The following is a 25987-nucleotide window of genomic DNA, read 5'->3' as shown; positions in this document are numbered from 1 at the left end:
CGGAGCGTCCCGAGTGACGGATGATGCATCGACCGTAGTCGAATTCTGCCCGGATGTGCACCACTGAAGAACGATTCAATCGTTGCCCAGGCGAACGTAACCGTGCAGGTCACGGGCCTTTGGTTGCGTTCCGTAATTACGATTTTCGGTGATTGGGGACGGTGAGTCATCGCGTCGTGCGGCGCTTCGGCCATGCTCTGGCTCAGGGTGATGGCGCCTGTGACGACGATGTGCGCGCAAAATTTTCCGGGGTGAGACGGATCGCATCGGTGAGGCGCCCGGTCCCGGGCCCTGCCGAGGGTGGGGCGCCCGGTCCCGGCTGGTGTTCGACGCCGTGGCGGGCCCGGGCGTGCAGGAGCTGGCCGGTGCCACCGCCGACCACGGCACGATCGTGATCCACGTGACCCTCGGCGGGCTGCCCACCCCCTTCCCCGGGACCCGGACCATGCATCCCCTCGGCATGCGCAGCTACACCCTCTTCGAGCTCACCCGCGACCCGGTGCGCCTGGCCGGGGCCCGGGAGGCCGTGCGGGCGCCCTGGCCGCGGGCCTGCTGCGCCCGCGGATCGACCGCACCTTCTGGACGGACGACGACGCCAGCTACCACGGTGAGTTCGCCGACTTCGGCCCGGTGCAGTCCTGGCCGAAGCCGGTGCGCAAGCCGCACCCGCCGATTCTGGTGGGCGGCAACGGCCCGAACGTCGCCCGCAGGGTGATCGAGTACGGGGACGAGTGGATCCCGATGCGCCACCCGGGGGTGCTCGACCGGATCCGGCACTTCAAGAAGACCGCCCGCAAACCCGGCTCGGAGCGGCCGATCCCGGTCACCCTGTTCGGCGGGCGGCTGGAGGAGGTGGGCGCCTACGCCGCCGCGGGCGTGGACCGCTGCCCGTTCTGGCCCTCCCCGGCGCCCCGGGGGCAGATGATCGAGCTCGTCGACGCCACCGCCCGCGCCCTGGGCAACCGGCTATTGGATCCCTAGAAGATCACCGGCCGGTCCGACTCTTCTCACGAACGGCCAGAAACCCCACATGAGGACGACGAGGAGCGGCCGTCAGAAACATGGCGTTCATGGAGCAGGGCGCCCGAAGTAACTAATTCTGGATACAACATCCTGCATGACCATCACCTACTCCTCCATCCCGGCCACCGCCGACGGCGTCGTGAGCGTGCAGCAGATCGATCACATCGTGCTGCGGGTCAAGGACCCCGAGGCCTCGGTGCGCTGGTACGTCGAGAAGTTCGGCTTCCTCGTGCACCGGCTCGACGAGTTCCGGGCCGGCACGGTCCCCTTCCCCTCGGTCGAGGTGTGCCCCGGCCAGATCCTCGACCTCGACGCGCGGGCCGAGGCCACCGGCAAGAACGTGTCCCACTTCTGCGTCGTCATCGAGCCGACCGACCTGGTGGCACTCAAGGAGTCCGGGGTGTTCGAGACCGTCGGTGGCCCGTTCCGCCGCTGGGGCGCCCTCGGGCCCGCCGACCTGATCTACGTGGACGACCCCGACGGCAACACCATCGAGCTGCGCCACTACGGCCCCTCGCAGGTCGAGCCCGGGGCCTGAGCCGGATGCCCAGCCCGATGTCCAGCCCGATGTCCTCCCTCCTCGCCCGGCGCGCCGTGGCCACCGGCACCCTCGGTGCCGTGGCCGCGGGCTCGCGCACCGCGGCCGGGATCGGCCTGGCCACCCTGCTCGGCGGCGGCAACGCCTTCGACGCCGCGGTGGCGGCCTGTCTCGCCGAGACCGTCGCGCTGCCGTCCAAGTGCGGGCTGGCCGGTGACGTCGTCGCGCTCTACCTGCGGGCCGGTGACACCACGCCGACCTCCCTCGTCGCGCTCGGCGGCGCGGCCGCCGGGCTGCACGACGCGGCGGCGGCCCGGGACTGGGACGTGCCCGCCACGGGCGGCCTCGCGGTCGGTGTGCCCGGCGCCCCGGCCGGGTACGACCGGCTCGCGGCGCTGGGCCGCCTGGGCCGCGTCCGGCTGACCGAGCCGGCCCGGGCACTGGCCGGGCGCGGGATCGTCTGGTCCGCGCTGAGCGCGCACCTGGCGCACGAGGCCCGCCACCTGCTGGCCGAACACCAGCCCGGCGGAACGGTGTACAGCCCGGCCACCGGGCCGATCCCGGCCGGCACCGGGCTGCCGCTGCCCGCCATGGCGCGCCTGCTGGCCGAGTACGCGCAGCACGGCGCACAGCTCTTCGGCGGACGCGTGGGGGAGGCGGTGGTGCGCCGGGTCGCCGCCGCGGGTGGCGTGCTGACACTCGCCGACCTCGCCCCGGTGACCGTCGACGAGACCCTGGCCCACAGCGTCCACACCTCGGCCGGACCGCTGTGGGCGACGAACGCCCCGACCTACGGCCGGGCGCTGACCGAGGTGTTCGCCGGACAGGACGTCACCCGCACCGGCCCGGACCGGGTGCGCGACGTGCTGGCCCGGCAGGCCCGCGGCGGGCTCGCCCCGGCGGGGGAGGGCACCTCGACCGTCGCCGCGGCCGACGCCGAGGGCAACGCCGTGGTGGTGGTGCACTCCAACTCGTTCCCGCAGTTCGGCAGCGGGCTGGTGGTGGAGGACTACGACCTGGTGCTGTCCAACCGGGCCGGGCGCGGATTCGCCTTCGAGCAGGGCCATCCCAACGCCCCGGTGCCGGGCCGCCGCCCCCTCACCACCCTGCACGCCTGGGCCGCCCGGCACACCGCCGGCTGGCTGCTGGGTGCGACCCCCGGCGGCGAGCAGCAGGTGCCCTGGAACACCGCCCTGCTGGGCGCGCTGCTGCCGACCGGCCGGGGCGAGAGCGATCTGGGGGAGGCCCTGATCACCCCGCGCTGGCAGCTCGGCGCGGACGGCACGGTGACCCGCGAGGGCGAGGGCCTGCCGGAGTTCGGGGCCCGCAGCTCCCACGTGATCGTGCGCTCCGCGCCCGGGCGGGCCGCCGCGGCGGCCGACCCGCGCTGGGACGGCGCGGCGGTGGCGGCGTGAGCGCGGGCGCGACGGTGGAGACGGCGAAAACGTCACAGGACAAGGATCTTCGCGTCGTGGTCGCCGGCACCGGGAGCATCGGCCGCGCCGTGACCGAGGCTCTGGCGCGGGGTGAGGTTCCCGGCTGCACCCTGCTGGACACGGTCGGCTCGGGCACCCCCCGGCATCAGGTGGACGCCCTGCTGAGCGGCGCCGACGTGCTGGTCGAGGCGACCACGGTGGACGCCGCCCGCCGCCTGGTCCCGCGGGCCCTGGCCCTCGGCACGGACGTGGTGGTCTGCTCCTGCGGGGTGCTGGCCGAACCCGGGACCACCGGCCGGCCGGACTCCCGCGACCACGGCGCTCTCCCGGCCCCCGGCCGGGTGCTGCTGCCCACCGGCGCGCTCGGCGGCTTCGACGTGCTGGCCGCCGCGGCCCGGGCCGGCACCCGCGACGCGCACGTGCTGCACACCACGGTCAAGCGTCCCGCCGCGCTCGGCGTGGACCCGCAGGTCACGGCTGCGGTCGAGGTGTTCCGCGGCACCGCCCGCCAGGCGGCCCTGGCCTACCCGCGCACCTCGAACTCCTCTGTCGCGCTGGCCCTGGCCACGCTCGGCCTGGACCGGGTGGAGGTGGTCGTGGTCGCCGACCCGGCGGCCACCGCCACCCGGCACGAGGTGAGCTGGACCTCACCGGTCGGCAGCTACCGGCTCACCTTCGAGAACGCGGTGCACCCCGGCTCCGGCGGCCGGACCTCGATGATCACCGCCTGGTCGGTCGTCGACCTGCTGGCCGGACTGCACCGTGGCGTCGGCCCGGGCGCCGTGGTGGTGAGCACCTGGTGACCACACCGGAAGCGAGCGGTTACCCACCCGCGCCCACGAGCGTCCTGCGGCTCTACCGCGACCTGCACGCCCACCCCGAGCTGTCGGGCCGGGAGCACCGCACCCGGGCCACCGTGCGCGAGGCGCTGACCGGCACCGGCGCGCACCTGCGCGACTGCGGCGGCACCGGCCTGGAGGCGGTGCTGCGCAACGGGTCCGGGCCGGTGGCCGGGTTCCGCGCCGACCTGGACGCGCTGCCCCTGCACGAACACACCGGCCTGCCCTACGCCAGCACCGTTCCCGGCGTGATGCACGCCTGCGGGCACGACCTGCACACCGCCTGCCTGACCGGGGCGATGCAGTGGCTGGATGAGCACCGGGACGCCTGGAGCGGCACCCTGGTGGGCATCTTCCAGCCCGCCGAGGAGACCGGCGCCGGTGCCCTGGCCATGCTCGACGACGGCCTGTTCGAGACCACCGGCACCCCCGACGTGGTGCTCGGCCAGCACGTCACCTCGGCCCCGCTGGGCCGCCTGCTGGTGCGCCCCGGCTGGTTCCTGTCGTCCCAGAGCTCCTGGCGGGTCACGGTCAGCGGGGTCGGTGGCCACGCCAGCCGCCCGCACCTGGCCAGCGACCCCCTGCTCACCGCCGTCGCCATGGTGGCGCGGCTCCAGAGCGTGGTGTCGCGGGAGGTCGACCCGTTCCGGATGGCCGTGCTCACCGTCGCGACCTTCCACGCCGGCACCAAGGAGAACGTGATCCCGGCCGAGGCCGTGTTCACCGTGTCGGCCCGCGCCTACGAACCCGAGGTGGCCGAGCGGCTGCGCACCGCGATGCTGCGCATCCTGCACGGCGAGGCCGCCGCGGGCGGGGTGGACTTGCGCGTCGAGGAGATCTCCCACCTGCCCGCCGTGTACAACGACCCGGCCGAGAACGAGCGGGTGGCCGGGGCGCTGGCCGGGGTGTTCGGGGCGGGCGCCGTGGCCCCGCCGCCCGACCCGCTGCCGGCCAGCGACGACTTCAGCCGCTACGCCGAGCGTCTCGGGGTGCCGTCGGTCATCTGGAACTTCGGGGTGCACGACCCGGCGCTGCACGCGAGCGGCGAGGCGGTGCCGCGCAACCACGACGCCCGGTTCGCCCCGCACCCGACGGGCGCCGTCGCGGTGGGCCTGGCCGGGGCTCTCGCGGTGCTGCGAGAGCGACTCCAGTGAGCTCTTGGGATACAGCATTCATCCCTTGATCCACGAAAACGGCCATGATGAAACCTCATTGAAACCAATCAAGGTAGTAAGTGAAAAAACTCCTGGATACAACATTCACGGACCACCTAGCCCGCCGAGGACAGACAGGACGCACACCGTGACCGCTGAACTCAGTACCAGCACACCGAAGACGGCGGCACCCGACCCCGAACCGGACCGGGTCGACCTGAGGGACGTCTGCATCGTCCACGGCCGCGGCGAACGCGCCGTGGTCGCCGTCGAGGGCGTCGACCTCACCGTCCGCCCCCGCGAGATCGTCTCCATCGTCGGTCATTCCGGCTGCGGCAAGTCCACCCTGCTGCGCTCGCTGGCCGGCCTGCTGCCGCACGCCTCGGTGCAGGGCAGCCTGTCCATCCTGGGCCGCACCCCGGACGAGGCGCGCCGCTCCGGCCTGCTCAGCATGGTGTTCCAGGACGCCGTGCTGGCGCCCTGGCGCACCGTCGAGGGCAACATCCGCCTGCCCCTCCAGGTGGCCCGCGGACGGCAGCGCAGGCCGGGCAAGACGATCAGCGAGCAGCTCGAGGTGGTCGGCCTCGGCGGCTACGAGAAGCGTTATCCCAAGCAGCTGTCCGGCGGCCAGCGCCAGCGGGTGTCGCTGGCCCGGGCGCTGATGATGGAACCGCGGGTGCTGCTGATGGACGAGCCGTTCGGCGCGCTCGACGAGATCACCCGCGACGAGATGCACACCGAGCTGCTGCGGATCTGGGAGACCACCGACGCCTCCATCGTCGTGGTCACCCACTCCATCCCCGAGGCGGTGTTCCTGTCCGACCGGATCGTCGTGATGGCCGCCCACCCGGGCCGGATCGTCGACGTCGTGGACGTCGGTTTCGCCCGCCCCCGCAGCAACGACCTCAAGGACACCCCGGAGTTCGCCCGCATCGCCCACCGCATCCGCACCGCGCTGGAGGACAACCGATGACCGCCCCCTCCACCGAGGCCGTCGTGACCGGCGAACCGGGCCCGGACGCCCGGGGCCGGGTTCGCGCCGTCATCCCGCCACAGAGCCGGGCCGGGGCCCTGTTCACGGCTTTTCGCGCCACCCGCGCCTGGATGGTGCTCGCCGTCGCGGTGCTGGTGTGGGAAGGTGCCGTGCGCGCGCTGGACACCCCGAAGTACGTGCTGCCCGCGCCCACGGCGATGGTCGAGCAGTTCGGCAACCACCACGAGCTGTTCCTGAACGGCCTGTGGGCCACCACCCGGATGTCGCTGTACGGCCTGGCCGCCGCCGTCGTGATCGGCGTGGTGCTCGGGGTCGCGATGGGCCGCAGCGCGCTGTTCGAGGAAATCGCCTTCCCGTTCCTCAACATCATCCGGGTGATGCCGACCGTCGCGATCGCCCCTCTGCTGATCATCTGGTTCGGCCGCGGCGGCGTCCCGATCGTCATCTGCTCCTGCCTGATCGCCGTGTTCCCGATCATCGTCGACGTGGCCCACGGACTCACCTCGGTCGACGAAGACCTGGTCAACATGATGAAACTGGCCAACGCCAGCGAGTTCTCGATCCTCGCCCGGGTCCGCATCCCGAACTCGCTGCCCTACCTGTTCTCCTCGTTCCGGGTGGCTGCCCCCGGCGCCGTGGTCGGCGCCCTGCTCGGCGAGTACATCGGCTCCCGCGAGGGACTCGGCTACCTGATCACCGTCTACAGCGCCCAGCTCAACACCGCTGCCGTCTTCGTGCTGGCCCTGCTGTCCTGCCTGGTCGGCCTGGTCTTCTTCAACGTCTGCGTGTGGCTCGAGAAGATCGTCGTGCCCTGGAAGACCGTCGTCCGCTGAACCACCCGGCTCGCCCTTCTTGCGACCCCCGTGTGACCCCCCTGTGTGACCCCCGTGTGAAAGGTCCCTCCACCATGCCGTTCTCCCTGCGACGCCCCCAGGCCCTCGCGGTCGTCGGGCTCAGCGCCGTCCTCGCCCTGTCCGCCTGCGGATCCGACAGCGGCGGCGCCTCCGCCGAGGGCGGCCTCACCCCCGTCAACATGGCCTTCGAATGGACCTGCGAGGGCACCTGGGCCCCGATCTACTCCGGCCTGGAACAGGGCATCTTCGAGAAGAACGGGATCGACCTGAGCTACGACCGCGGCCAGGGTGGCTCCGACACCGTGCCCCTGGTGGCCACCGGTGAGTTCGACCTGGCCGAGCTGTCCGCCCCGCCGGTCATCATCGGCGCCGGCGAGGAACTGCCCCTCACCGTCATCGGCGCCGCCTCCACCGTCGGCCCCGTCACCATCCTGGCCGACGACTCGATCACCGAGCCGAAAGACCTGGAGGGCCACTCGCTGGCCGTGCAGACCGACCAGTTCGAGGGCGGTGTGTGGGACGCCTTCGTGAAGGCCACCGGGATCGACGTGAGCAAGGTCGACGTGATCCCCTCGGACGACGCGACCACCACGGAGTTCCTCGACGGCAAGATCGACGCGATGGTGATCTTCTACAACACCGCCTCGACCAAGGAGATCCTCGACACCCTGCCCGATCTCACGGTCATGCCGATGCAGGAGTACGTGCCCACCTACGGGCACACCATCGTGGCCAACAACCAGTGGCTGAGCGACAACGACACCGCGGCCAAGGGTTTCATGACCGCCTTCGCCGAGTCGACCAAGTGGGTCGTCGACAACCGTGACGCCGCCCTGGCCACCCTCCAGGAGAACTGCGCCGAGGTGGACGCCGACGCGCTGGAGTTCAGCCTCGACGCCTACATCGAGAACTGGAAGGCATCCACCGCCGGCTACGGCAGCTTCACCGAGGACGGCCTGACCCAGACCCAGAAGGTGCTGGTGGACGCCGGACTCGCCACCCAGGTTCCGGTGTCCGACTTCAGCACCCAGGACTACCAGCCGGACTCGCCCGTCCTGCCCTGATCTTCCCGCCGGAGCCGGTGACCTCACCGGCTCCGGCGCCGACCCACCGAGGAGCCAAATCATGACCAAGCGACCGCTGAGCAGGCACGCCCTGGAAGCGGCCCGCCGGGTGCTCGCCGACGTCGAGGCGTGCACCGACCCGGTGGCCACCGCCCGGCTGCTGCCGCCCGAGGTGTACACCGGGCAGGACTTCTGGGAGTTCGAGAAGGAGGCGATCTTCGGGCGCGAGTGGCTGTGCATCGGCCACGTGAACGAGATCCCCGAGCCCGGCGACCAGCTGCCGCTGACCGTGCTCGACGAGCCGATCGTCATGCTGCGCGACCAGGCCGGCGACGTGCGCGTGATGTCGGCCGTGTGCCAGCACCGCGGCCAGCCGCTGTTCGGCGGCCTGGCCGGCGAGGGCCGCGACGCGGCCTCGCCGTGCCTCAACGGCAAGGTGATGAAATGCCCCTACCACAACTGGACTTTCGACCTCGAGGGACGACTCGCGGCGGCACCGTCGATGACCGAGACGGTGCCGGTGAACCGGCTGCGCGAGACCATCCGCCTGCCGCAGATCCGGCACGAGGTCTTCCACGGCATGGTCTTCATCAACTTCGACGACACCGCGCAGCCGCTCGGGCAGGGCATCGGCCGCATCGACGAGGAGCTGTCCACCTTCGGCCTGGACGAGCTGGTGCCGATGCCGGCCTTCGTGTTCGAGGACCAGCAGTGGAACTGGAAGATCCACCACGACAACGCCCTTGAGCCTTACCACACCAGCTACGTGCACCGCGGGGTGCACGAGGCGGCCCCGGCCAAGAACGCCCGCTTCTACCCGTTCGAGCCCGGCGACAACCAGGTGATGCACCCGACCTACCTGGTGGACGAGAACGCCGGGCTGGCCAGCACCGACGGCAAGCGCACCACGGCCATCATCCCGGGCCTGACCGACGAGCAGCGCCGCCGGGTGATGTTCGCGTCGATCCCGCCGATGCTGTTCTCCATCCTCCAGCCCACGTTCGTGCAGCTGGCCTTCATCTACCCCAAGGGCCCCGGATCGTTCGACCTGCGCCGGGTCAACCTCTACCCGAAGTCGGCCGTGGAGGAACCCGGCTTCCACGAGGCCTACGAGAAGTTCATGGAACGCAAGGCCCTCGCCATCCACCAGGACGCCGTCACCACCGCCGCACTCCAGCAGGGCCTGCGCTCGCGGTTCGCCCCGCGCGGCCCGCTGTCCTGGATGGAGTCCAACATCCCGCAACTCAACCAGTGGCTCATCGAGCGCTACCGGAAGGCGGTCACCGTCGATGTCTGATCTTGAGGCCGTGCTGGCCCGGCTCGACCTGCTCGAGTCCCGTGAGGCCTGCCTGGGGCTGATGACCAGCTACATGGCCGCCACTGACGCCGAGTCGGGCAAGGGCGAGAAGGTCGCGGCACTGTTCACCGAGGACGGCTCGTGGGAGAGCATCGGCCCGCACGGCAACCCGGGCTGGGCCGCGACCGGGCACGAGGCGCTGATCACCAAGTTCGACCGCAACGTGGAGCGGATGCCGTTCTCGGCGCACTTCGTGACCAACTCCGCGGTGCAGGTCGACGGCGACAGCGCCACCGGCCAGTTCATGTACTTCCAGGCCTGCACCTACCGCGGCGGCGAGCCGCTGTGGATCGCCGGCAAGTACTTCAACGACTTCCGCCGCGTGGACGGCCGGTGGCTGCTGTCGTACATGCGCGTGCACAACTTCTTCACCACCCCGTTCGATCAGGGCTGGGTGAAGGTTCCGCACATGAAAACCCCTTAGGAGCAACGAAACATGAAGACCTACCGGCACCAGGTGCTGCGCAACCTGAAATTCGGCACCCTGCCCACCTTCATGGCGGCCCAGCGCAGGAAGAACGAGCTGCTCGTGGCGAACGGGCTGACCCCCTACGCGGTCTACGCCCCGGCCTTCGGCGGCCTGCACCACATGGTGCTGGAGGCGTCGTTCGGGTCGATGGCCGAGTTCGAGGCCGAGCACCTGGCCACCAAGAAGATCGAGGGCATGGCCGCCCTCAACGCCGAGCAGCTGGAGTGCACCGTGCCCGGCACCGCCCAGGACCACCTGCAACGGCTGGGCCTGGAGGCGTGATCGCGTGATCACGAACCTGCTGGAGGACCTGCTGGACGAGGACGACCACGACCACGAGGAGGAGTACGACCGGCACAGCGTGCCCGGCCGGACCCAGGGGGCCACGCTCACCGAGCAGAGCTGGTACTCCTGGCACGCCCCCTACGACGACCTGGAGTCGGAGCAGACCGACCGCCTGGCCGCCGTGCAGGACCAGCTCGTGGCCTACCTCGACGGCACGGCCCCCGGCCCGCTGCGCGCGCTCAGCGTGTGCGCGGGCCAGTCCCGTGACCTGCTGCCGATCCTGATCTCGCACCCGCGCGGCGCCGACGTGCGGGCGAGCATGCTGGAACTGGACCCGCTCAACGCGTCCTTCCTGCACGGCGCCCTCGGCTCGACGCGGCTGACCACGGTGGACGTGGTGGTCACCGACGCGGGAACCACGGACGCCTACGCCGGCCGGGCGCCGGCCGACCTGGTGCTGCTGTGCGGGGTGCTGGCCAACATCGACGTGCCGGACACCCGCACGCTGGTGGACGCCCTCCCGATGCTGTGTGCCCCGGGCGCCACCGTGGTGTGGAGCAGTTACGGCGAGTCGCTCGCCGACGTGGACGAGGTGCTGCGGGTTTTCGCGGCCGGGCCGTTCGAGGAGGTCGCGGTGCGGCGGGGTGGCCCGTGGGTGGTCGGGGTGCACCGGTTCGCCGGGGTGCCCGTGCCGCTGGAGCCAGGACGCCGGTTGTTCGGGTTCCGCGACAGCTGATCCGCCCCGTCGTGGCCCGGTCCGGTTGCCGGGCCGGGCCACGACGGTTTTGCGCAGGCGCGTCCCGGGTCTGCGCGGCGGGTCAGGTGGGATCGGCCGGTGGCGTGAACGGCCAGCCGAGCAGGGCGGTTTCGGCGATCTGCTGGAGTTCGGCACGGGTCAGGCCGCCGGCGGCCTGCACCGCGATCCCGAACGCGACGGTCATGACGTACCCGGCCAGCCGGGCGGCGTCCGTGCCCTCGGGCAGGTCCGCCTCGTCGACGGCCCGCTGAAAACGCTGTCGCAGCATCTCGCGGCCCTCGTCGCGCCACGCCGCGAGCGCGCGCTGCGCGCCCTGCCCGGATGGGCCGACGGCCAGTGCGCCCTGCACGCCGAGACATCCGGCCGGTGACTGGGGTCCGGTGGTGGTGAGCACGGCCCCGTGCAGGAAGGACGTCACCACCGCCCGGGCGGTGGGCTCGGCCACGGCCTGCCGTCCGTAGGCGGCCGGTCCCTGGTCGTAGCGGGCCAGCGCCTTCAGGAAGAGCTCGTCCTTGTTGCCGAAGGCGCGGTACATGCTGGTCCGGGTGATGCCCATGGCCTCGGTCAGGTCGCTGAGACTGGCCCCCTCGTAGCCGCGCTCCCAGAACACGCGCATGGCTCGTTCCAGCGCCTCGTCGGCGTCGAAGGCCCGTGGCCGGCCGACGAGCGGCCTCCCCTGCTCGCTCATGCCGCCATCCTACCTATTCGGTACCGAACGGTGCCGATGTGCTAGCTTCTCATTCGGTTCCGATCGGTACCGAAATAGTGGGAGGTCATCATGGGGCAGCTGGAAGGCAAGACCGCCGTCGTCACCGGCGGCAGCGACGGGATCGGCCTGGGGGCCGCGGTGCGGCTGGCCCAGGAGGGGGCGCACGTCTTCATCACCGGCCGGCGCGAGGCCGAGCTGGAGAAGGCCGCCGCGGTCATCGGCTCGGCCACCGCGGTGCCCGGGGACGTCTCGCAGCCCGCCGACCTGGACCGGCTGTACGACGCGGTGCGGGCCCGGGGGAAGGGCCTGGACGTCGTGTTCGCCAACGCGGGCACCGCGGGCTTCGCCCGCCTGGAGGAGATGGACGTCGAACTGCTCGACCGGATCTACCGGGTCAACATTCTCGGCACCGTCTTCACCGTCCAGAAGGCGCTGCCCCTGCTGAACGAGGGCGCGTCGGTCATCCTCAACTCCTCCACCCGCGCGGACGACGGCTGGGAGGGCTTCGGTGCCTACGGCGCCAGCAAGGCCGCGCTGCGCCTGTTCGGCCGCACCTGGGCCAACGAGCTGAAAGGCCGTGGTATCCGGGTCAACACCGTCTCTCCCGGGGCGATCAGCACCCCGGCCGTGGCGAAGATGGTGGGGCGGGAGAACGCGGAGGCCGTCGAGGCCACCTTCCGCGCGGGCGTGCCACTGGGGCGGCACGGCACCGTGGAGGAGGTGGCGGCCGCCGTCGCGTTCCTCGCCTCACCGCAGAGCAGCTTCGTGCTCGGTGCCAACCTCTACGTGGACGGCGGGGAGAACGGCATCTGAGGGTGGTCGCCCGGCAGTAGGCCTCAGCGGGCCTGGCCGGACGACGAGGGGTCGGGCGTCGACTGATCCATCTGCAACTCCCGCTGCCGCTGCTCCGTGACCGCCCTCTCCACCCGCTCGGTGAATTCCCGGGTCGCCTCCTCCACGGGGAGTGACGCGTAGTGCCCGATGCCCAGGTCGAACTGGTTGCGCTCCAGCTCGATCGCATCGGCCGTGGACTGCTGGTCGTGAGCGTGCTCGCGGGGTTTGAAGTAGGCGATGACGGCTGCGGTCGCGCTCACCACGCCCGACAACCCGGCCGCCCACCAGCGGACGGCGGGATGCTCGCCGGAGGCCGCGGTCAGGATGGTGGCCATCGCCGACCCACCGATGATGGTGAGCTGGAGGACGGTGTTCATCCGCTTGCCCCGCCGGGAGAGGTCGCGGTAGTTCGTGATCAGGGCGTCGACGTCCTCCCGGTATCTGAAACGGCGGCCGGCCGGGTCGTGCCGGTACGGCGTCCTGGATATCGGCTGTGAACGGTTGCGGAACAGGCTCTTACGGGCAGCCCAGTGAAGTGCGCTCAGGGCCGAGGCCTCGCGGGCCTCCTTGCTGAAGACGTCTTGCCGGTTCGCCTTGACCCGGACGATGTCCCGGGCCCGCTGATCGAGGATCTCCTCGTATCCGCACTGCTCGACGAGTCGCCGCATGTCGTCGTCCGTCAGAAGCGTCCTGCTCACCCGCCCATGATCCACGGGCGAGAGCGTGCCGGTGGCGTAATGCCGCGAATCGTCCCGGTCCGCCGGGTACACATCCACTGAACCCGCCGTCCAGCACACCTCGGCGGACTCCCGGTCATGACGCGGATCCACCCCCGCTACGCCGAGGTGGCCGGGCGGCTGCCGAGGGATCACTGCTGACCCGGCTGGGCGTGAAGCGCTGTGCGGTGGAGGTCTTCGCGGCGATCATGCCCGTGACCCGGCCACCGCCCGGGTGGAGAAGCACTTCCTGTCCGCAGGATGGGCCGGGAAGTGCGGTTTCACACCCGTTTCAGTGCGGCTTGGTTGGATGGATCCCGTCGGGACGGGAGACGATGGGAACACCGTCATGCAAGCTCACGGACCGGTGATGCAGGTGACCGGCCAGTGCGGGGACGACGGGAAGAGCAGAGGGGACGCTGATGGCGACGACGAAGAAGACCCTGCGGGCCGGCCTGGCGGCGGTCATGGCGGCCACGTTCACGCTGGGTGCCGCGGGTGCCGCCCGGGCCACGCCCCCCGGTCCGGGGGTGACCGGCACGATCATCTCCCAGAAGACGATCGGTGACACGGATTTCGTGCTGCGGGAGGTCACGCTCCCGGCAGGACAGGCCACCGGATGGCACTACCACGACGGCGTGCTCCTCGGAAAGGTCAAGCAGGGCACGCTGAGTCATTACGACGACACCTGCGCCTCGGACGGGGTCTACAAGCGTGGCAGCCTGATCCAGGAACCCGCCGGCCCGGATCACGTGCACATCGGCGTCAACCACGGCACCACCCCGGTGGTGCTGGAGGTGCTGTACGTGCTGCCCACCGGTTCACCACTGTCGGAAGACGCGCCGAACCCGGGCTGTGACTTCCAGTAGGCCGTGACCGATGTGGTCGCGGGCGCATTCCTCCTGCATGGCTATGGCTCGTTCAACCTCGATCCGTTCCACCTGCCTGGTCATGCGGAATACCGTGAACAGCACTGAACGCGGACCGGTGCCATGAGCGTGCCGGACACCTCAGCGTTCGAGAGCCACCGGCCGCCAGGGGGTGGCGGGCAGCCCGCGCTGGTCGGTGCGCCGGGTCAGCAGTACGCCGGAGCGGTCGGTGCGGGGGACGCCCGCCACCGTCTGGTCGGCGGTGGTCACCACCAGCTGGTCCAGGCCGGGGCCGGTGAAGGCGCAGCTGGTGGTGAGGGGCGCGCCGGTGTCGAGGCACTCCAGCAGCACGCCCTGCGGGGAGACGACCCGGATCTGCCCGCCGCCCCACACGGCCACCCAGAGGTTGCCGTCGGCGTCCACGCTGAGGCCGTCGGCGTAGCCCATCGCGACCAGCAGGTGACGCTCACCCACCGCACCGGTGTCCGGGTCGTAGGCTCGGTGCCAGATCATGCCCGGCAGGGTGTCGACGTGGTACATCGTGGCGCCGTCGGGGCTCCAGCCCAGGCCGTTCGACAGCGACAGGTCGTCGTCGAGCACCGTCACCGAGCCGTCGTGCTCCAGCCGCCACAGCTTCTCCTGCCCGCGGCGTTCGTCCAGGGCCATGCTGCCGACCACGAAACGGCCCGCCGGATCACACTTCCCGTCGTTCAGGCGGCTGCTGACGCCGGGTGGGACGAGGGGGACTGTGCCGGCTACGTCTCCCGAGGCGTCCACATGTTCCAGATCGCGGCGCAGGGCCAGCAGCAGGTCGCCGGACTCGCTGTGCACCGCCGCACCCAGCGTGGGCTCACGCCGGAGCACCACGCGGGGCTCGTGCAGACCCTCCCAGACCTGGCCACCCTCGATGTCCACCCAGCGCACGACGCCACGTGCCTCGTCCCACACCGGCCCCTCACCGAGAACGTAGTGCGTTCCCCCGACAACTTCGAACCCGCTCAGTGCGACTCCCGGGATACCTGGTCACCGGAGGAACCGACGAGGAAATCCAGGTCGGCGCCGGTGTCGGCCTGTAGGACATGGTCAACGTACAGCTTCTCCCAGCCCCTGACCGGGGCCGCGTAGGCCGCTGCGGCCCCGGGACTGGCCTCGCGGCCGGCCAGCTCGCCGGCGGGCACGTCCAGGGTGAGGGTGCGCCCGGGCACGTCGAGCTCGATCCAGTCGCCGTCGCGCACCAGGGCCAGCGGGCCGCCGGCCGCTGCCTCCGGGGTGACGTGCAGAACGACGGTGCCGTAGGCGGTTCCGCTCATCCGGCCGTCGCAGATCCGCACCACGTCGCGAATGCCCGCCTCCAGCAGCTTCTTCGGCAGTGGCATGTTCGAGACCTCGGGCATGCCCGGATAACCCTTGGGCCCGCAGCCGCGCAGCACCAGCACCGAGGCGGCGTCGACCGGCAGGTCCGGGTCGTCCACGCGGGCGTGGAAGTCCTCGATACTGTCGAACACCACCGCCCGGCCGCGGTGGCGCAGCAGGTGCGCCGAGGCGGCGGCGGGTTTGATCACGGCGCCGGACGGCGCGAGATTGCCCTTCAGCAGTGCGATTCCGCCTTCGGCCAGCAGGGGCCGGGCGCGGGGGCGGATCACCTCCTGGTCCCAGATCGCGGCCTGGTCCAGATACGACACCAGGGGACGCCCGGTGACGGTCAGGGCGGTCGGGTCGAGCAGGTCCGAAACCTGTTGCAGCACGGCCAGCAGGCCCCCGGCGCGGAACAGGTCGTCCATCAGGAACCGGCCCGCCGGGGCCAGGTCGGCCAGAAGCGGCACCCGCGAGCCGATCCGGTCGAAATCGTCCAGCGTCAGGTCGATTCCGAGACGCCCGGCGATGGCCAGGAGGTGCACGACGGCGTTGGTGGAACCCCCGATCGCCGCGAGGGTCACGATGGCGTTGTGGAAGGACGCCCGGGTGAGGATCGTGCTGGGACGTCGTCCATCATTGACGAGACCGACCGCCAGCCGCCCCGTTTCGTGGGCCGCCTCGAGAAGGCGGCTGTCCGGCGCGGGGGTGCCCGCGGTGCCGGGCAGCACGGTGCCGAGTGCCTCGGCGAGCAGGCCCATGGTGGACGCCGTTCCCATGGTGTTGCAGTGACCACGGCTGCGGATGGTCGCGGACTCGCTCCTCAGGAAGTCGTCCTGCGACAGGGTTCCCGCGCGCACCTCCTCGGACAGCCGCCAGACGTCGGTGCCGCAACCGAGGGGGACGCCGCGGAACGTGCCGGTCAGCATCGGCCCACCGGGCACCACCACGGCCGGCAGGTCGACGGAGGCCGCGGCCATCAGCAGCGAGGGAATGGTCTTGTCGCAGCCACCGAGCAGCACTACCCCGTCGATCGGGTTGGCGCGCAGCATCTCCTCGGTCGCCATCGCCGCCATGTTGCGCCACAGCATGGCCGTCGGCCGCACCAGGGTCTCGCCGAGCGAGACCACGGGCAGCTCCAGGGGGATGCCGCCGGCCTCGTACACGCCGTTCTTCACGGACCGGGCGACCTCGGTGAGGTGGGAGTTGCAGGGCGTCAGGTCGGAGGCGGTGTTGGCGATCGCGATCTGCGGGCGGCCCTCGAAGGCCGAGCCGGGCACCCCTCGTCTCATCCAGGCACGGTGGATGTAGGCGTTGCGGTCGTCCCCGGCGTACCACGCGTCGCTGCGCATCCGACTCCCTGATCGGGCCGATCCCGGCGATTCGCACCGTAGCAGCGGGGTGCGGTGGGGGCCAGTGACGGCCGGGCCCGGTCGCCGGGTGGTCAGGCGCGCACGGCGGTCACCGCCGCCTCGATCAGGGCCAGCACCGCCTCCCGCCGGTCGTGCTCGTGCCGGGCGATGACGATGCGGCTGGGTTCGGCGTCGGCCACCCGCACGCACACCGTGCCGGGCGGTGCCGGGGCGACGAGGGAGCGGGGGAGCACGGCCACCACCCGCCCGATCCGGACCATCGGGACCAGCTCGGCCACATCGGCGAGTTCCGGCCCGCCCGAGACGTTTTCCACCGTCACGCCGCGCCAGCGCGGGAAGGTCTCGCCGGCCAGGTCGGCGGTGCGGATCTGCTCCCGCCCGGCCAGCGGGTGGCCGGCCGGCAGCAGAGCGACGCGGTCCTCGGTGTGCAGGGTGTGCGCGTCCAGACCGGTGAGATCGTCGAAGGGCACGTAGAGCAGGGCGACGTCGGCGCGGCCGTCGCGCAGGTGACCGGCCCGATCGGCGCCGCCGGAGAAGATGATGTCGACCTGCCGGGCTCCCGGGTGCCCGGCGAATGCGGCGAGGATGCCGGACAGCAGACCCGCGTCGCCGCCGGGTTTCATGACCAGCCGCAGATGCCCGTCATCGCCTGCGCGGCGGGTGTTCTCGACCGCGACGGCGACGGCGTCCAGCGCGTGCCGGCCCTGTTCCAGCAGCACCCGCCCGGCGGGCGTGAGGGTGACGCTGCGGCTGGTGCGCTCCAGCAGGCTCACCCCGAGCCGGGACTCGATGCGCTGCACCGTCTTCGACAGGGCCGGCTGGGCGATGTGCAGGCGCTGCGCGGCTCGGCCGAAGTGCAGTTCCTCGGCCACCGCGACGAAGTAGCGCAGCTCCCGCGTCTCCAGCAGATCCATTCCGCCAGGCTATCGCCCGAGGCCTGACGGGTATTGGACGCAGCGACGCGCAGGCGGTGAGATCGATGCATGATCAACCACACCATGCTCGTCTCGTTCACCGGCCCGATCCCCGACCCCGAGCTCGATCAGTTCCTGACCGACATCGAGGTCGTGGTGCGGGACACCGGCCTGCTGCGCAGCTTCTCCGCGCAACGGCACATCCCGGTGCCCGGCGAGGACGAGATTCCAGCGATGATCGCGACCGCGGTGATCCAGTTCGGCGTGGAGACCGCGGACGACCTCGCCGCCCTGTTCGCCACGCCGGCGGCCGGGCAGATCATCCAGACCTGGCAGGGGCGTCATCCCTACCGGGTGGCCTGGGTCAATCACGAGGTGGTGGCCTGAGGAAGGAGGACCGGCGGCAGCACTTCTCAGCGAGCCGTCAGCTCCAGCACCAGGGCCTGCTGGGCCGCCAGCGTGGGCATCGGCAGCCCGACGGTGCCCAGCGCCACGCCCGGCAGCACCAGCGACCCGTCCAGCGCCGCCCGTACCCACGGCGAGTGCTCGCGGCCGGGGAACGAGGGCAGGCCGAAGTCGTCCACGATCCGCACCACGTAGCTCCGGGCCGGATCCAGACCGGGGAACCGCACCTGCCCCGACAGCACCGCCGAGGACGTGACCGTGCGGGCCCACACGTACACCGCGCGGCTGCCGTCGGCGTCGACCACACCGCGCAGCGTGGTGGCCGGGTCGGGGATGTCGGCGTTCACCACGCGCCCGCGCGCCAGCACCGGGCGCAGGCTCTTCTGGAACGCCACGAACGCCGTCAGCGCCCGCAGCTCCTCGTCGTCCCGGCTGGTCAGGTCCCACTCCACGCCGGTGTGCCCGAGCAGGGCGCCGGCGAAACGCATCGTGGTGTCCGTGCGCCGGCTGGTGGTGTGGGCCGGGGACGAGCCGACGTGCACGCCGATGAGTTCCGGCGGCAGCAGCAGCGACGTCCACCGGTCGGTCATGATGCGCTCGACCGGGTCGATGCAGTCCGACGCCCACACCCGGTCGGTGCGGGCCAGGATGCCCAGGTCCACGCGCGAGCCACCGGCCGAGCAGGACTCGATCTCCAGGCCCGGGCAGCGCTCACGCAGCTCGTCCATCAGCCGGTAGGTGGCCCGGGTCTGCGCCGACACCGCCACCGTGTCGCCGTGCGAGCGGGAGACCGCCTCGTGCAGCTCCCGGTTGTGGTCCCACTTCACGTAGGCCACCCGGTAACGCTGCACCAGGCCGCTGATCGCCTCCAGCAGGTAGGAGAACGCCGCCGGGTCGGTCAGGTCGAGCACGTACTGCTGGCGCATCGAGGAACCCTCGCCCTGGGCGGGCGCCAGGATCCACTCCGGGTGCTCGCGCGCCACCCGCGAGTCCAGGCTGATCATCTCCGGCTCGAACCACAGCCCGAACTCCAGCCCCCGCGTCCGCACGTGGTCGGCCAGCGGTGCCAGGCCCTGCGGCCACACACCCTCGTCGACCTGCCAGTCGCCCAGGCTGGTGGTGTCGTTGCGGCGGCCGGAGAACCAGCCGTCGTCGAGCACGAACCGCTCCGCCCCGACCTGCGCGGCCCGGTCCACCAGGGCCTTCAGCCGCTCCAGGTCGTGATCGAAATACACCGCCTCCCAGGTGTTCACCAGCACCGGCCGGGGCCGCACCGGGTGCGAGGCACGCGCCCGCAGGTAACCGTGGAAGCGCTCGGAGATCCCGTCGAGCCCGCGGCCCGACCAGGCGAAGAACGCGTCCGGCGAGACGTACTCCTGGCCCGGCAGCAGCCGCACCTCGCCCGCGCGCAGGGCCTCGCCACCCCCGATCACGGACGACGAACCGCCCGCTCCCTCGGCCAGACGCTCCACGCGCCAGTGGCTGTCGCCGCTCCAGGCCAGGTGGAAGCCCCAGACCTCACCCGTGCGGTTGGCGAAACCGGTGGTGCCGGCCAGGGTCACGTAGGGCGAGTCGGCGCCCGGCTTGCCCCGGCGCACGTGCCGGTGGTGCGAGCCGTCCACCACCGGCAGGCGCTGCGGCTGGCGCTCGCGCGACCAGCGGCCGGTGAAGTCGAGGATCTCGGTGGCCCGCGGCGGCAGGGGCATCAGGGCGGTGAGACCGGCCAGGTCGTAGGGGGTTTCGCCGTCCACCGGATCGTCGGCCGGACGCCGGGCACGGTGACGCACCTGGACCAGGCCCTGCGGGGTGAGCCGGATCAGCAGGAACAGCGCGAGACCGGTCACCTCGTCGGTGAACTCGGCCTCCAGCGTGCCGCCGCCGTCGGGGGAGTGGGTCACGAGCGTCGCGTCGTCCACCATGACCGGACGGGGCGAGGTGCGGCGGCCGCCCAGATGACCGGCCAGCGCCGGGGTGCCCGACCACATGTCCCGCTCGACCGGCAGCAGGGTGAGCCGGCGGGGGACGTCGGGGGCGTTGTTGGTGAGCTCGACGCCGGAGCTGAGACCGAGGGCGGTCAGGGCCGCCGCGTCCAGGTCACCCAGGTCCGCGCCCCAGTGCAGGACGGACGGGACCGGTGCGTCCAGGTCGATGACCAGGGAGACCCCGGCTGCGCGGAAATGAACCGGGGGACGGGCGTCCCGGCTCTGTACGTCGGTCACGTCGGGCTCCGATGCGGGTCGTGGTGGGAGGGTTATTTTTACCATGAAAGAAATGCGCGTAGGTTGAGGGAATGCGCAGGGGGAACGGTGGTGACGGCGGGCGGCTCCCGCCCCGTGCCCTGGCTGTCGTCCGGCACCTGCTCACACACGGTCCCTCCACCCGGGCGGCCCTCGGCGAGCTGCTCGGGCTGTCCGACGCCTCGATGTCGCGGATGGCCCGCACGCTGGTGGACGCCGGTGTGGTCACCGAACGGGCCGAGCGCACCGCCGACCCGGTCATCGGCCGCCCGCGCCGGATCCTCACCGCGGTGCCCGGCAGCCGTCACGTGGTCGGCGTCAAGCTGACCGGCGACACCGCCCACGGCGTGCTGTGCGACCTCGGGGGCACGGTGATCGGCTCGCTGGACCTGCCGCTGCCGCTGCCGTTGCCGCTGCCGTCGTCGGCCCGGACCCGCGGCGCGGTGCCGGTGGACGGCACCGTGCAGGTGATCGGCCGCCTGGTGCGCGAGCTGGGCGCGAGGGCCGAAAGCGTTCACGGGCTGGGTATCTCGCTGGGTGGTGTGGTGGACGGGCGGGCCGTGGTGCGCGAGGGCACGTTCCTCGGCTGGCGGGACGTCGAACTGGGGACGCTGGTGTCCGGGCACTGCGGCCTGCCCACCGTGCTCACCAACGACGTGGCCGGGCTGGCCCGTGAGCAGCTGTGGTTCGGCGCGGGCCGCACGCACGACACGTTCGGGGTGATCACCGTCGGCGCCGGGGTGGGGCTGGCCGTGGTGCGCGAGGGCGTCGTGCTGGAGCAGCTCATCGACAACGGCCACCTGCTGGCCCACGCCCCCGTCGACTCCTCCGGCCCGGCCTGCCGGCTCGGGCACCGCGGGTGCGTGGCCGCCTACCTCGACCGCGAGGACGTGGCGGCGCGCCTGGGGCTTCGCGGCACCGAGGTGACGGCCGGGCGCCTCACCGCGCTCGACCCGGACTGGCCCGCGGGCGCCTCACGGGCCCTGGGGCACCTGATCGCCACCGTCGCCGGTGGCCTCCAGACCGAGCGGATCGTGCTGGCGGGCGAGGACGCCGCGCTGCTGTACGGCTCGCCGGTCACCGGGCAGACGCTGCGCGAGCGGCTGCGGTCCTCGCCGGTGCGGCTGGAGGTCTCCACCGGGCCACTGACGTTCACCGACTGGGCCCGTGGGGCCGGGGTGGCCGGGATCCAGGGCATTCTCGGGGCGCTGTGACGGTCCCGGCCGGCCGGAACCGGTGCGACTCGACAGCTGTCCGGCCATGCAGTTGTCTGGCCTCGTAGCAGTTCGTCGCAGACTCGTCGAGGAGACGCTGATGGCTCGCGTGGTGGTGACCGGTGGTGCGGGGAAGCTGGGCCGGGCGGTGGTGGCGGACCTGGCCGCGCACGGCTGGGACGTGGTGGTGTTCGACCGCGTCGCGCCCCCGCAGCCGGTGCGGGAGGGCGTGACGTTCGTGCCGATGGACCTCACCGACTACGCGCAGGTGCTCGATGCCGTGCTCGGTGTGGAGGAGCGGTACGAGCGGGTGGACGCCCTCGTGCACCTGGCCGCGATCCCGGCTCCCGGGCTCGCGGGTGACCACGCCACCTTCGCCAACAACATGTCCGTCAGCCACAACGTGGTCTCGGCCGCTCGCCGGGCCGGGGTGAAGAACATCGTGTGGGCCTCCAGCGAGACCGTTCTCGGCCTGCCCTTCGACACCCCGCCGCCCTACGTGCCCGTGGACGAGGAGTACACACCCCGCCCGGAGAGCACGTACTCCCTGGTGAAGACGCTGGAGGAGGAGATGGCCCGGCAGCTGTGCCGTCGCGACCCGCAGCTGAAGATGATCGGGCTGCGGTTCTCCAACGTGATGGAGCCCGCCGACTACGGCGAGTTCCCCTCCTACGACGCCGATCCGGCCCTGCGCCGCTGGAACCTGTGGGGCTACATCGACGCCCGCGACGGCGCCCAGGCCGTGCGCCGGGCCCTGGCCCACGAGGCGACCGGCGCCGACGTGTTCATCATCGCCAACGCCGACACCGTGATGTCGCGGCCCAACCGGGAGCTGCTGGCCCAGGAGTTCCCCGGGGTCGAGGTGCGCGGCGAGCCGGGCGAGCACGACACCCTACTGTCCATCGAGAAGGCGCGCCGGGTACTGGGTTTCGAGCCGGAACACGGCTGGCGCTGAGCCGTGCGGGAGGGCGGCGCACTCCGCCCTCCCGCACGGCCCGGTCAGCCCGGTCGGCCCGGTCAGGCGGTGAGGATCACCGCGTAGGCGTCGAGGTTGTTCGTCCAGTCCAGGTTCACCGTGAGGGTGTCGCCGGTGAAGGCGACCCGGCCCTCGGAGACCACCGTGGGGGCCGCGACGTAGGCGTTCGTCGAGGGCATCCGCTCCACCCGCACGTGGATGGTGCTGCTCTTCTGGAGCCAGGACGGGATGTTGGTGTAGGTCACGCCCACCTGCCCGGTGGCGGCCGACGGTGTGGCCCCGTAGATCCCGATGGACTTGTGGATGGCCGCGTCCTGGAACACGATCCCGTCGTGCGCGGCGTTGCCGCCCGGGGTGATCTTGGTGCGCTGCCCGGTCTGCTCGGCGTAGCGTTCGTACACCCACCACTGGCCCATCGGCTGGTTCGCGTTCGCCGTCACCAGCCACCCCATGGTGTCGTACAGGGAGGGGGTCGCGCCGACCATGCCCCAGTTGGCCCGGGCGCCGTCGGCGTTGCCGCGTTCCAGCCGGGCGATGTACCAGGCCGAGGGCCCGGGTTGCTGCTCGGCCCCGTACGCGCCGTACTCGTTGACGTCGAGCCCGGCCACGCTCATCCCGCGGGCCGCCAGCGCCGACCGGGCGTTCGCGGCGTCCACGGCCGGGTCACCCGGAAGTGCGTGCCAGCTCAGGATGTCCGGCACCACGCCGTTGGCCTTGACGTAGTCGAGATAGGTGGTGAACCACGCGTCGGCCGGGTTGCAGGCGCAGCTGGGGCCCTCGATCACCGCGCCCGGCAGGGCGGCGCGGATCTGGAGCGTGCCGCGGCGCACCATCTCCAGGTACTGGGCCTGGCTCGCACCCCAGAAGAAGATGTTGGGCTCGTTCCACAGGTCCCAGCGCACGTCGGAACCGGTCATCCCGGCGGCCTTCACGTCGGCGATCACCTGGCTGACGAACGCCGTGTACTCGCTCCAGTTGCCGCCGTCGCCGGGCCAGCGCGGCACCGTGCACACGCCGTCGGCGCCCCACAGGCCGGCGAGGATCATCTCCAGGTGCGCGCCGGTGGTCTTGGCCCGGGCGTAGTAGGCCTTCTCGGCGTTCCACCGGGCGGTGTCCGAGCCGTTGACGTAACCACCTGCGGGGCAGCCGATCTGGGATCCCCCGGCGCGCAGCTCGGTGGCTTTGATCTGGGACTGGAGTGAGGCCGCCGGGGTGGAGCCGTTCTGCCCGAGGCCGTAGATGAACCCGCTGGCCCGGTAGGTGGGGGTGCCGCCGTAGGTGGACATGTCCACGGTCATTCCGTCGACGGCGGCCGCTGCCGGGCCGGCCGGTTGCACGACGGCGAAAAGGCTTGCCAGGAGCGCGAGGACGGCGATCAGGTACGGGCGCCTCGTCGCGCCCGGGGAGGTCGGCATGAACGTTCCCTCATTTCACTGGTGGGGGTCGCGGTATCGGCCGGCGGCTGTCGATCCGGTTCGACAAGGGGTCGGGGGACGCCGGCGGGTCAGGGACGCCGGCTGGTCGGGGGACGTCGGTGGGAACCTTGCGGGGGAGCCGGGTCGGCGCCAGGGTGGATCCGGGGGGACGGCGCGGGTCAGGTTCAGCGAGCGGGTCGGGTGGAGCCGCGGTCGATCAGGTCGGGGGCGATGAATCTGGTGACGGGGTAGGCATTCCCGGCGGTGCCGGCGGGCGGATCGATGCGGTGGACCAGGGCCTCCACCGCCATCCGGCCGAGGGGGCCGGGGGAGGACTCGGCGAAGGTGTAGGGCAGCGAGAAGGTGCGGGCGAAGCCGGCGGAGTACAGGCCGACCACGGACAGGTCGCCCGGCACCGACACCCCGCGGGCCGCCAGCACCGAGGGCAGCGTCGCCGCGGTGGCGTCGTTGTGCACGATCAGGGCGGTGGCCCCGGGACGGGCGTCGAGCACGGCGTTCACGGCGGCCGGGATGCGCGGCGGGTCGGCCTCGCCGTGGTGGGCGTGCAGCCGGATGCCGCGCAGGGCGGCGCGTTCCACGGCGGCGTCACGAAACCGCCAGCCGTAGGCGCCTCCTCGGCCGAAGACCTGCTCGGGCGGGCTGATCAGCACGATCTCGCGGTGCCCGAGGGCGGTGAGGTGGTCGACGACGCGGCGTGCCGCCTCACCGAAGTCGAGGTCGAACACGTCCAGTCCCTCGGTGTCGGCCGGCAGCCCGACCGTGGCGCCGGGCTGGTGGGCCCGGCGCAGCACCGGCACCCGCGGATCGTGGTGCAGCACGTCGAGCAGCACCACCCCGTCGACCATGCCGGAGCCGGTGATCCGGCGCAGCGCCGCGGGCCCGTCGTGATCGGTGACGAGCAGCACGTCGTACCCGTTCACCCGCGCCGTCTCGGTGATCCCCAGCACGTATTGCAGCATGGCGGGCGCGAATTCGTCGGTCTCGAAGCGCAGGAGCAGGCCGAGCACCATGGTGCGCCGGGTGGCCAGGGCCCGCGCCCCGGCGTTGGCGGTGAACCCCAGCGTCTCGATCGCCTCGAACACCCGGCGCCGGGTGCCGTCGGAGATCGTGCGCTTGCCGGACAGCGCGTACGACACGGTGCTGCGCGAGACCCCGGCCGCCCGGGCGACGTCGGCGATGGTCGGGCCCACGCGCGCCTCCTGGATCCCGTTCCGGAATGAGGTTCGAACCGGTTCGAATCCAGTAGAGGCCCGCGCGCCGGCGGTGGCAAGCACGCGGCGGCGGGCGGTCGGGTCGGCTGCCGCGGGCGGCTACCCGGTGAAGTAGCTCGTCAGCACCGGGGCGATCGCCTGCGGCTTCACCACGTGCATCTGCCCGGGCAGCGTCTGGTAGCTGGCCGAGGGCAGGGTGCGGGCCAGCTCGGCCATGGCGGTGCGCATCCAGGCCGGGCTACGGCCGCCGTCGATCACCAGCACGGGCGTCTGGATCCCCGCCCAGCGGGCCGCCGACAGCGGTCGCCCGGAACCGGCGTCCCCCAGGTGTGCCAGGTCGTAGGGCACGGTGTGGGCGATGGCCGTGAGCCGGCGCCAGGCCGGCATGAGCCGCATGAGGATGACGAAAGCCGGTGGCAGGCCGACGCCCTTGGTCATGAACCAGTGCACCGCCTTGCCCCGCTCGCCGGCCTCCAGCAGGGCCGCGAGCTGCTGCTGGTGGTCGCCCGGTACCGGGCGGCGCGAGCCGTCCACCACGAACGGGGCCTCGAACACGGCCACCCGCCCGGCCGGGACGCCGTGCGCGACGGCGTCGAGCACCAGCGCGGCGCCGGAGGAGATGCCGTACACGAACGCGTCCCCACCGGCCTCGCCGATCACCGCGGCCAGGTCCTCGTACTCCCGCTCGACCGCGAACGGCTCGGCGTCGGAGCTGCCGCCCCGGCCGCGCCGGTCGTAGGTGTACACGGTGAAGCGATGGGCCAGCACCGGCGCGAGGTTCTCGTTGGGCCCGAACGCCCGGTGCCCGAAGGCGCCGTCGACCAGCACCAGCGCCGGCCCGGAACCGGTGCGGCTGTAGGCGATGGGTGTTCCGTCGGCCGACACCACGACGCTCATCGGTACCCCCGCACACTTGATGGACGACGAAAGACCGGCAGGCGCACCCGGCATCAGGACCATACTCATGGTG

Annotated in this window: 26 protein-coding genes; 17 read left to right on the top strand and 9 right to left on the bottom strand. The window is 71.9% G+C overall.

Translation table 11 applies throughout. From position 1 onward, the window contains the following. Positions 1 to 300 precede the first annotated feature (300 nt). The 12 genes from KIH74_RS39145 (at position 301) to KIH74_RS06185 (ending at position 10749) form a co-directional block, all read left to right on the top strand. Entirely contained in the window at positions 301 to 981 is a 681-nt protein-coding gene (locus KIH74_RS39145) for an LLM class flavin-dependent oxidoreductase (protein WP_214154810.1), read from the top strand. Between the two features lie 136 nt (positions 982 to 1117). Then, positions 1118 to 1561: a VOC family protein gene (locus KIH74_RS06235; protein ID WP_214154809.1), complete on the top strand. Its 444-nt coding sequence runs from the start codon at positions 1118 to 1120 to the stop codon at positions 1559 to 1561. A gap of 29 nt (positions 1562 to 1590) precedes the next feature. Next, the gene (locus tag KIH74_RS06230) at positions 1591 to 2976 is read left to right on the top strand and encodes a gamma-glutamyltransferase (protein ID WP_214154808.1); all 1386 of its coding nucleotides are present in this window, start codon (positions 1591 to 1593) and stop codon (positions 2974 to 2976) included. Next, the gene (locus tag KIH74_RS06225) at positions 2973 to 3800 is read left to right on the top strand and encodes an aspartate dehydrogenase domain-containing protein (RefSeq protein WP_214154807.1); all 828 of its coding nucleotides are present in this window, start codon (positions 2973 to 2975) and stop codon (positions 3798 to 3800) included. The genes KIH74_RS06230 and KIH74_RS06225 overlap by 4 nt, the downstream gene beginning before the upstream one ends. Continuing rightward, positions 3797 to 4990 (top strand): amidohydrolase, encoded by a 1194-nt coding sequence (locus KIH74_RS06220; protein ID WP_214154806.1) that lies wholly within the window; start codon positions 3797 to 3799, stop codon positions 4988 to 4990. The genes KIH74_RS06225 and KIH74_RS06220 overlap by 4 nt, the downstream gene beginning before the upstream one ends. A gap of 148 nt (positions 4991 to 5138) precedes the next feature. Beyond that, the gene (locus KIH74_RS06215) at positions 5139 to 5963 is read left to right on the top strand and encodes an ABC transporter ATP-binding protein (RefSeq protein ID WP_214154805.1); all 825 of its coding nucleotides are present in this window, start codon (positions 5139 to 5141) and stop codon (positions 5961 to 5963) included. Next, positions 5960 to 6817 (top strand): ABC transporter permease, encoded by an 858-nt coding sequence (locus tag KIH74_RS06210; protein ID WP_214154804.1) that lies wholly within the window; start codon positions 5960 to 5962, stop codon positions 6815 to 6817. Before KIH74_RS06215 ends, KIH74_RS06210 begins: the two co-directional genes overlap by 4 nt. 74 nt (positions 6818 to 6891) lie before the next feature. Next, on the top strand, positions 6892 to 7902 hold the full coding sequence (locus KIH74_RS06205; protein WP_214154803.1) for an ABC transporter substrate-binding protein: 1011 nt from the start codon (positions 6892 to 6894) through the stop codon (positions 7900 to 7902). 61 nt (positions 7903 to 7963) lie between these two features. Continuing rightward, entirely contained in the window at positions 7964 to 9199 is a 1236-nt protein-coding gene (locus KIH74_RS06200) for an aromatic ring-hydroxylating oxygenase subunit alpha (RefSeq protein ID WP_214154802.1), read from the top strand. Continuing rightward, the gene (locus KIH74_RS06195) at positions 9192 to 9683 is read left to right on the top strand and encodes a nuclear transport factor 2 family protein (protein WP_214154801.1); all 492 of its coding nucleotides are present in this window, start codon (positions 9192 to 9194) and stop codon (positions 9681 to 9683) included. The genes KIH74_RS06200 and KIH74_RS06195 overlap by 8 nt, the downstream gene beginning before the upstream one ends. 12 nt (positions 9684 to 9695) lie before the next feature. Further along, positions 9696 to 10010 carry a hypothetical protein gene (locus KIH74_RS06190; protein WP_214154800.1) on the top strand — a complete coding sequence of 105 codons (315 nt, stop codon included), beginning with the start codon at positions 9696 to 9698 and terminating at the stop codon, positions 10008 to 10010. 4 nt (positions 10011 to 10014) lie between these two features. Next, complete coding sequence (locus KIH74_RS06185; protein ID WP_214154799.1) at positions 10015 to 10749, top strand: hypothetical protein; 735 nt, start codon at positions 10015 to 10017, stop codon at positions 10747 to 10749. Positions 10750 to 10831: 82 nt separating this feature from the next. On the opposite strand, the gene KIH74_RS06180 is transcribed toward KIH74_RS06185, so the two are convergent. Next, positions 10832 to 11458, bottom strand: coding sequence for a TetR/AcrR family transcriptional regulator (locus tag KIH74_RS06180; protein WP_214154798.1), 627 nt, complete (start codon positions 11456 to 11458; stop codon positions 10832 to 10834). Between the two features lie 90 nt (positions 11459 to 11548). Between KIH74_RS06180 and KIH74_RS06175 the strand changes: the two genes are divergently transcribed. Then, the gene (locus KIH74_RS06175; RefSeq protein ID WP_214154797.1) at positions 11549 to 12292 is read left to right on the top strand and encodes an SDR family NAD(P)-dependent oxidoreductase; all 744 of its coding nucleotides are present in this window, start codon (positions 11549 to 11551) and stop codon (positions 12290 to 12292) included. 23 nt (positions 12293 to 12315) lie between these two features. On the opposite strand, the gene KIH74_RS06170 is transcribed toward KIH74_RS06175, so the two are convergent. Then, positions 12316 to 13011, bottom strand: a complete 696-nt coding sequence (locus KIH74_RS06170; protein ID WP_214154796.1) for a DUF4231 domain-containing protein — start codon at positions 13009 to 13011, stop codon at positions 12316 to 12318. A gap of 440 nt (positions 13012 to 13451) precedes the next feature. Between KIH74_RS06170 and KIH74_RS06165 the strand changes: the two genes are divergently transcribed. After that, positions 13452 to 13898: a cupin domain-containing protein gene (locus tag KIH74_RS06165; RefSeq protein WP_214154795.1), complete on the top strand. Its 447-nt coding sequence runs from the start codon at positions 13452 to 13454 to the stop codon at positions 13896 to 13898. A gap of 141 nt (positions 13899 to 14039) precedes the next feature. Here KIH74_RS06165 and KIH74_RS06160 read toward each other — a convergent pair whose 3' ends face one another. From KIH74_RS06160 to KIH74_RS06150, 3 genes are all read right to left on the bottom strand, one after another. After that, on the bottom strand, positions 14040 to 14900 hold the full coding sequence (locus tag KIH74_RS06160; RefSeq protein WP_246571799.1) for an SMP-30/gluconolactonase/LRE family protein: 861 nt from the start codon (positions 14898 to 14900) through the stop codon (positions 14040 to 14042). Then, the gene (locus KIH74_RS06155) at positions 14897 to 16603 is read right to left on the bottom strand and encodes an IlvD/Edd family dehydratase (protein ID WP_214154793.1); all 1707 of its coding nucleotides are present in this window, start codon (positions 16601 to 16603) and stop codon (positions 14897 to 14899) included. Before KIH74_RS06155 ends, KIH74_RS06160 begins: the two co-directional genes overlap by 4 nt. 92 nt (positions 16604 to 16695) lie before the next feature. Then, on the bottom strand, positions 16696 to 17538 hold the full coding sequence (locus KIH74_RS06150; RefSeq protein WP_214154792.1) for a LysR family transcriptional regulator: 843 nt from the start codon (positions 17536 to 17538) through the stop codon (positions 16696 to 16698). Positions 17539 to 17607: 69 nt separating this feature from the next. Between KIH74_RS06150 and KIH74_RS06145 the strand changes: the two genes are divergently transcribed. Continuing rightward, a complete protein-coding gene (locus KIH74_RS06145) occupies positions 17608 to 17925 on the top strand; it encodes a hypothetical protein (protein WP_214154791.1) in 318 nt (105 codons plus the stop codon). A 26-nt stretch (positions 17926 to 17951) separates the two neighbouring features. Here KIH74_RS06145 and KIH74_RS06140 read toward each other — a convergent pair whose 3' ends face one another. Continuing rightward, positions 17952 to 20162 carry an alpha-galactosidase gene (locus tag KIH74_RS06140; protein ID WP_214154790.1) on the bottom strand — a complete coding sequence of 737 codons (2211 nt, stop codon included), beginning with the start codon at positions 20160 to 20162 and terminating at the stop codon, positions 17952 to 17954. A 71-nt stretch (positions 20163 to 20233) separates the two neighbouring features. On the opposite strand from KIH74_RS06140, the gene KIH74_RS06135 reads away from it, so the two are divergent. Further along, positions 20234 to 21394 (top strand): ROK family protein, encoded by a 1161-nt coding sequence (locus KIH74_RS06135; RefSeq protein ID WP_214154789.1) that lies wholly within the window; start codon positions 20234 to 20236, stop codon positions 21392 to 21394. Positions 21395 to 21494: 100 nt separating this feature from the next. Further along, on the top strand, positions 21495 to 22349 hold the full coding sequence (locus KIH74_RS06130) for an NAD-dependent epimerase/dehydratase family protein (protein ID WP_214154788.1): 855 nt from the start codon (positions 21495 to 21497) through the stop codon (positions 22347 to 22349). Between the two features lie 62 nt (positions 22350 to 22411). Here the strand turns inward: KIH74_RS06130 and KIH74_RS06125 are convergent, their stop codons facing one another. The 3 genes from KIH74_RS06125 to KIH74_RS06115 all read right to left on the bottom strand — a co-directional run bounded on the left by KIH74_RS06125 (position 22412) and on the right by KIH74_RS06115 (position 25914). Then, positions 22412 to 23785, bottom strand: coding sequence for a hypothetical protein (locus tag KIH74_RS06125; RefSeq protein WP_214154787.1), 1374 nt, complete (start codon positions 23783 to 23785; stop codon positions 22412 to 22414). Between the two features lie 185 nt (positions 23786 to 23970). After that, positions 23971 to 24996 (bottom strand): LacI family DNA-binding transcriptional regulator, encoded by a 1026-nt coding sequence (locus tag KIH74_RS06120; RefSeq protein ID WP_214154786.1) that lies wholly within the window; start codon positions 24994 to 24996, stop codon positions 23971 to 23973. 120 nt (positions 24997 to 25116) lie between these two features. After that, complete coding sequence (locus KIH74_RS06115; RefSeq protein ID WP_372492007.1) at positions 25117 to 25914, bottom strand: alpha/beta fold hydrolase; 798 nt, start codon at positions 25912 to 25914, stop codon at positions 25117 to 25119. Between the last annotated feature and the right edge of the window lie 73 nt (positions 25915 to 25987).

The sequence above is a fragment of the Kineosporia corallincola genome (assembly GCF_018499875.1).
Lineage (GTDB): Bacteria > Actinomycetota > Actinomycetes > Actinomycetales > Kineosporiaceae > Kineosporia > Kineosporia corallincola.
Note: the sequence above shows the minus strand (reverse complement) of the source record. Positions and strands in the feature narration are given on the sequence as shown.